Raw genomic sequence first — 5,871 nt, 5'->3', positions numbered from 1 at the left:
GGGCAACTGCCAGTTGAATGGCGGTTAAGGCTTTTTCACATTCTTCAAACGGATGACCAGAACAAGCTTATTTTTGTTACATAATTTGGTTAATCAACAGGCGTGCAGTTTTATATTAGTTTAAATAATTACCATGCTTTAGACGATGTCAAAGCATGGTTTTTGTATATAACTTAAAAATGTTTATGTGAACATGTCTCTGCCGGAAATGTCTGCCACGTTCTGAAACCACTGGATCCATTACATCGTTTTTTATAAGGGTTTGATAGAAATAGGTAAATGACTGAGGTGACTGTTGTGTGTACAGGCATTGCAATTTACGATACGGAAGGAATAACTCCATCCGAGGCTTTAGACATTGGATTGTCTTTTTTTGAGGCAATCGGCGTAAGCGTAAACGGAGGGAGCTATTATGAGCTCCTAGACCAAGGCGACCACGAAGGAGATCATGATCTGTTCGAAGTCTCCTCGGACCAGTTAAGAGAGAAGGTTACCAAAGGCGAATGCGATGCTTTCTGGATCTACTATTCTAGAAGAGGATCGGTGCCCTGGCATACCGCTTTCAGTCGGCAAACTGGAGAATACGGAAGCTTTCCGCATTTGACTGCTCTTTGCGAATTCCCACTCGAAGAAGTATATCTTCCGCTGACACTATGGCTTAAAAACTTGGCGAAGCGGTTCCCCAGGTTTTCATACGGGTTTCTTTATGCGGCTGATAAGATGACAGACGCCTTTTATTATGCGGCAGGAAATAATGGGGTCACCTTGTTTCCGTATGAAAATGGTTTTGCCTTCAACAAAGAAACGCCGGGCTTATATGAAGGGAAAGGTCGATATTCCGGCGAGATGCTCCGAATGGTCTATCCCTGCAATCTGGTGAACAGCCGACATCTGCAAATCGAGATCAACGGCGTGAAGCTAAAGGAGTGGATCACGGGAAGCCACGAGCATGGCCAGCTTACGGATATCGGGAATGATCTTTGGCTCTGGGAAGTGGAGATGGAGCATCTTGAGAGAATTAATCAAGTTTGCGGAGAAGCCGGATTACTGGTGGCTTGGAAGCCCCCGACCCCGAAGAAACCGCTTAGAAGATTGCCCTGACAAGCGGCCCACAAGCCAATATGGTATACCTTAGGAGATGGAGCTGGATGAATCGGGTGACTCTAGTGATTCCGATGAACTCGATAAATCCGGTGGAATCTCGTAAATTTGTCAATAGTAGTACAAAAAAGGCCTTATTCTAACCATAAGGCCTTTTTTGACATATAATAGTGGAGATTTATGCTGCTATATACGAGTGAAAGCATCAAATGGACCATTAATCCGGGTGGTGTAGAATAATAGACACATAAAACTCCGCTTATTTGCGACAAAGAGAGGGTACATATGGATAAACAGTCGTACGCAAGGTATTTACTTCATCTTATGGATGAAGAAGTAGATTCCGAAGATGCAGTCATCGAAGAAGATGCGCTATATGGATATTTTCAAATGTATATGCCTAGCGGAAAAGGGGTCGAAGCTACCTTTGAGCCACTTAAAGACGGAGACGCCTATTTGCAGCAGATTGTACGGATCTATGAGATGCTGGATCCAGAGGATTTTGGCGGAGAAACGGTGCCAGGCTATTTCAACAGCAAAACTAAAGAGGTGCCTGAAGATGTGTTGAAAGGGCATGGTGAACAGCTTATTAAAGGGCTGAAGGAATTGCTGGATGAGTTTGCTGAATGGGATGGTACGGCGGAAGCTGCGGCATACCTGTCTGGAATCGAAGAAGTTCAACTCCTGCCGCATGGGAAAATAGACACCATCCGGCAATCCTACGATCCCGATGTTTATGAGGCGCTGTTTGAAGTTGTGAGTGAGCACAAGGATTACGATGAACCGATTGAGATGCTGGATGAGGCCTATTACTCGATTGCTTGCGATTATTGGATCTCTTATTATTTGCAGTGGCACCGCTATGGACTAAAGGGTGACCCATTCGCACCGTATTTCGAGCTGTATAGACTCGGATATTCGGCACTCTTCTCAGAGCATAAGCTATATATCGGCTCATGATCAGAAGGTGGCAAAGTATTCTTTGACCAATAGCAGATACAACGGACGTATAGGCTGCTGAGGTAATGTGGCGGTAAATAAGCGCTGTATGGAGTAAACCAAGGTTATAATAACAGGCAACTACCTTATGTTGATGTGTAATAACGAGAGACTAATAGAGTTGAAAAAGGTGGTATTCCGTTGATAACAGCGAATGAAATCTTTTCAATCATCCGAACTGACAGCTTCTTTGAAAATGTCTTCCATAAAGAAGTGGATTGGGACGCGGAATTAGATGCTAGGGATAAAGCTGAATTTGACATGGCGTGGAATTCTAGCTACGAAGAATTGAATGAAATAGACTCCTCTGAAAGTAAGGTAATCAGAGATATTAGGGAATTTGCATTCAAGCAAACGTTTCGGATAACGCAGAATTCAGAGCTAGCGGGCCTATGGGATTCCTACCTTCAAGGCAAATTTCCAAAATGAATCTATAAATGAACGTCCAATGTAATGGAGGTGGAGTAGGCGTGACGGAACGTATTCCATGCAAAACGGAAGGCTGCAGCGCGACGATCCTGCCGACCACGGCGGCCAAAACAGGCGGTACCTGCATGCCCTGCCATCAGGAGCAGGAACGTCAAAAACGGCAAGCGTATATTGAGCAGCACCGCAGAACGGTGAATTTGTATGAAGGCTTGACGGATCCGGTGGACATTCTGAAGGTCATGCATGCACCAAGGAAGTATGACCCGCTGATTCAGTATGTTCCTTACCCGTTAAGCAGAGAGCAGGTATACGTCTCCTTAACGGCTGAAGAGGCGGGAAGAATGCTGAAGTATGCGTTGGAGCTGCTCGCTCGGGCGATGAGAGCGAAGCCGACCATATCTTATTGTCGCTAGTGTGTTACCGGAACGACAATATCGCAGAAGCCCTGCCTGAGCTTATAGAACGCGGCATGTACCATTCCTCCATCCTATTCAAGGATGCGTCACCCGACATTCGGGACCGCCTGCTGCAGCAGGTGGAATGGGACGATGATAACCGCAATCATCTCCTGCTGATATTGATCTGGATTGGTGATTCTGTGGTTGTGGGCCAGTTTCGGGAATGGCGGTTGCATCCACCGAAGTGGGCGGGACAGTTGTTCGTAGGCCCTGAAGTATATGCCCTAGAGGGGGGCTGGGAGCTTACACCGAACGGGGAAAAACGTAATTTGATCCATGACTTAAGCTATGCGATTAGGCCAACAGGTGAACAGCAAAATGGTGCAGTAGAAGCGTCCGCTGCCCATTTCCTGAAAACGAACGACTCCAATTGCCCATGGTGCGAGGGGAAGCTGACTGTCCTGATGGAAGCGGACACTTCTCATCCATCCTTGGCGTATCTTAATCTGCCGATGGAACGCCTGCAAGTGCTGACCTGCGAGCGCTGCGGAAGCTACAGCACGATATACATGGAACTTGACCATCAAGGCGTGCCTGCCTGGAGCCAATTTAACCATAAACCCAATTATTTGCCTAGTTCGGATTACGAGGACATCAGTGTCGAGACCGTGCCCAGATTGACGCTGTCATCCAAGCCGCACTCTCCGTATTATGCTGCAGAGTGGGCCTTGACTCAGCAGGATTCACAGATCGGGGGTCACCCAAGCTGGGTGCAGGATGCCGATTATCCGCTTTGTCCTTGCTGTGCATCATTGTGACGGATTTGACTTGCTATGCACAGGTGGGATTGGATTGACGCTTACTCAGCATGAGAGTGGATGGGAAACTTTATGTCTTTTATTTTTGTTCGATTCAGGCGTTTGTTCAGTTGAGTATGATTGAGTAAAGCACCAACAGTCGCTAGACCAGCGTGTGAAGTTAGAATAAGTTCCTTAGAACGAATAAATTGGATTTTCATATTCGCACCTCAAAGGTGAAGTTTATATTTAGATACATTCCCATACTTTTCTGCACCATTTGAGCGTTTTCCTTCTTATATCTATTGTTTTCAAAGAACTACTTTCACGGATTCAGGCTCTATATACATCAGCTCAGGAGACATTATCAGTGAAGTCTGATGATAATCCGTTCTCGGATCATAAGGAGCTCGATTGGAAGGTTCTCGACTACATGATTAGCTCTGAGATGGCCAAGATGAATGCACAGAGCTTCGTTTCTGTCGCGTCACTCCCTATCCGTAATGCAGATATCAACAAGGTTGGGGGAATGGGGTGCGGAGCCGTTTAAGATGTTAAAGCCAGCAATGAATGCGGGTTGGTCGTTTAGTACTGTGTACAGAGCAAAGTTGTCAGAGAATATGAAAGAGGAAATCAGCAATGCAATGATCAATGCGGTGAAGGAGATCGTGAAGGACAAGAAGTCAGTGGAGGAAGTACTCGCTTCCATGCAAAAGGAATTGCAAGAGAAATTAATGCAGAGCGGGGGAAGGAAATTAAGTAAATATTCATAATTAATTCTTAAATCTTATTCATTGAATGTTAAGTTGAGTACTAGGTATTCAATGGTAGTATAAAAAGAGGGTTCAAATATAAAACAATTAGGAGGATTTATCATGAATTTGAAAAAAGCAATCGTCGCAACACTGGTCGTATCCAGCATGCTGACTACATTGGCAGGCCCGATTCCTGCGGGGGCCCAGGCGGCGCATGAACAGAAACAATCGGATCGCTGGACGATTCAAGTCGATCCGAAGTTTACTGGAAAGCTGAACCAAGCGGTAAAATTATTTGCCGGAAAAGATGTTGAATTGCAGAAGGTGGGCAAGCTTGACTTTAATAATAAGGATTTGGCTCGTCTGGCAGAAGTTCGATCGGTAGATGGAAAATATTTTGTACAATTTTTCTATGATATTGGAATGATCTTGGTGGTAGGCGGCCAAACCGCCACGATCGACCAAATCAGCAAGCAGGATCAAGAAGAAGTCTTAAAGTGGTTGAAAGTAATAGATGCGAAGTATGCAAAGTATGCAAAGAAGACGTACGCCTTTGAACAAGAAGTTGGGGTGAGTAGCTTATTCTCTCGTAATGAAAAAATAAGTAAGGAGAAAAGGTACGAATTGAAAGGAATAGATTTTTCCACTTCCTCAATCGATTTTAATGATGATGGTCATATGATAACTGATCATCTCCGTATTGATTTTGATAAGAAAGAGCTTGATCCGAAATTGCTGCAAACAGTTATAGATGCTGCTAAGACGGCGTTTCAACATAAATTTGAAATGACAAGTGCTCAGCTTGTAGTTGATGTATTCCCAATAACGGGTCAGGGGAAAAATAAAGCAGATGCAGCGTGGGTATTTCATGACGGCAAAGTTACGGTTTATGCAGATCCCAATACAGGAAAAATAAAAGGCATGTACAATGAGCTTGGAATAAGAGTACGAGATAATAAGGGGATTTCAGAAAAAGAGGCGAAAGAAGCGGTTGCCCCGTTAGCGAAGACATTATTTAATATCGACATGAATGGACATAGCGTGAAATGGGATGGAAACGCAAAGGATTATTATTTCACCAGCAAAAATGGCACGAATGTGAGAGCAGCGCTGGATGCTAATAAAAAGGTTGTATACATACGCGCCGGGAAAGCTGCTGCTCCTACGTTCAAAGGTTATGTAGCAGATATGGAAGTTGAAGCCCAATAAACTTCTACCAATTCCCCTTTTAACGGGAAGATAGATTTGGTAACAAAGAAAATGACAGTTCAAATCCAAATCACATAAAAAAGAGTTATCGAATCGCTTAACGCAATTTGATAACTCTTTTTTGTCGTATACCGATGGCCGGACTCGAACCGGCAAGCCTCTCGGCACCGCATTTTGAGTGCG

Annotated in this window: 8 protein-coding genes; all 8 read left to right on the top strand. The window is 44.6% G+C overall.

What is annotated here, in order from left to right:
- Positions 1-297: 297 nt before the first annotated feature.
- The 8 genes from LQV63_RS30915 to LQV63_RS30880 all read left to right on the top strand — a co-directional run bounded on the left by LQV63_RS30915 (position 298) and on the right by LQV63_RS30880 (position 5,688).
- Positions 298-1,101, top strand: coding sequence for a hypothetical protein (locus LQV63_RS30915; RefSeq protein WP_233699606.1), 804 nt, complete (start codon positions 298-300; stop codon positions 1,099-1,101).
- A 285-nt stretch (positions 1,102-1,386) separates the two neighbouring features.
- Entirely contained in the window at positions 1,387-2,061 is a 675-nt protein-coding gene (locus LQV63_RS30910; protein WP_233699605.1) for a hypothetical protein, read from the top strand.
- 180 nt (positions 2,062-2,241) lie between these two features.
- Positions 2,242-2,529 (top strand): hypothetical protein, encoded by a 288-nt coding sequence (locus LQV63_RS30905; protein WP_233699604.1) that lies wholly within the window; start codon positions 2,242-2,244, stop codon positions 2,527-2,529.
- A gap of 41 nt (positions 2,530-2,570) precedes the next feature.
- Positions 2,571-2,942, top strand: coding sequence for a hypothetical protein (locus tag LQV63_RS30900; RefSeq protein ID WP_233699603.1), 372 nt, complete (start codon positions 2,571-2,573; stop codon positions 2,940-2,942).
- On the top strand, positions 2,933-3,745 hold the full coding sequence (locus LQV63_RS30895; protein ID WP_233699602.1) for a hypothetical protein: 813 nt from the start codon (positions 2,933-2,935) through the stop codon (positions 3,743-3,745). The genes LQV63_RS30900 and LQV63_RS30895 overlap by 10 nt, the downstream gene beginning before the upstream one ends.
- A gap of 349 nt (positions 3,746-4,094) precedes the next feature.
- The gene (locus tag LQV63_RS30890; RefSeq protein ID WP_233699601.1) at positions 4,095-4,274 is read left to right on the top strand and encodes a hypothetical protein; all 180 of its coding nucleotides are present in this window, start codon (positions 4,095-4,097) and stop codon (positions 4,272-4,274) included.
- A 1-nt stretch (position 4,275) separates the two neighbouring features.
- Complete coding sequence (locus LQV63_RS30885) at positions 4,276-4,497, top strand: hypothetical protein (protein ID WP_233699600.1); 222 nt, start codon at positions 4,276-4,278, stop codon at positions 4,495-4,497.
- A gap of 102 nt (positions 4,498-4,599) precedes the next feature.
- A complete protein-coding gene (locus tag LQV63_RS30880) occupies positions 4,600-5,688 on the top strand; it encodes a hypothetical protein (RefSeq protein ID WP_233699599.1) in 1,089 nt (362 codons plus the stop codon).
- The last annotated feature ends 183 nt before the right edge of the window (positions 5,689-5,871 follow it).

Origin of the sequence: Paenibacillus profundus, from assembly GCF_021369635.1 — a bacterium.
In the GTDB taxonomy this organism is placed as follows: domain Bacteria; phylum Bacillota; class Bacilli; order Paenibacillales; family Paenibacillaceae; genus Paenibacillus_B; species Paenibacillus_B profundus.
Note: the sequence above shows the minus strand (reverse complement) of the source record. Positions and strands in the feature narration are given on the sequence as shown.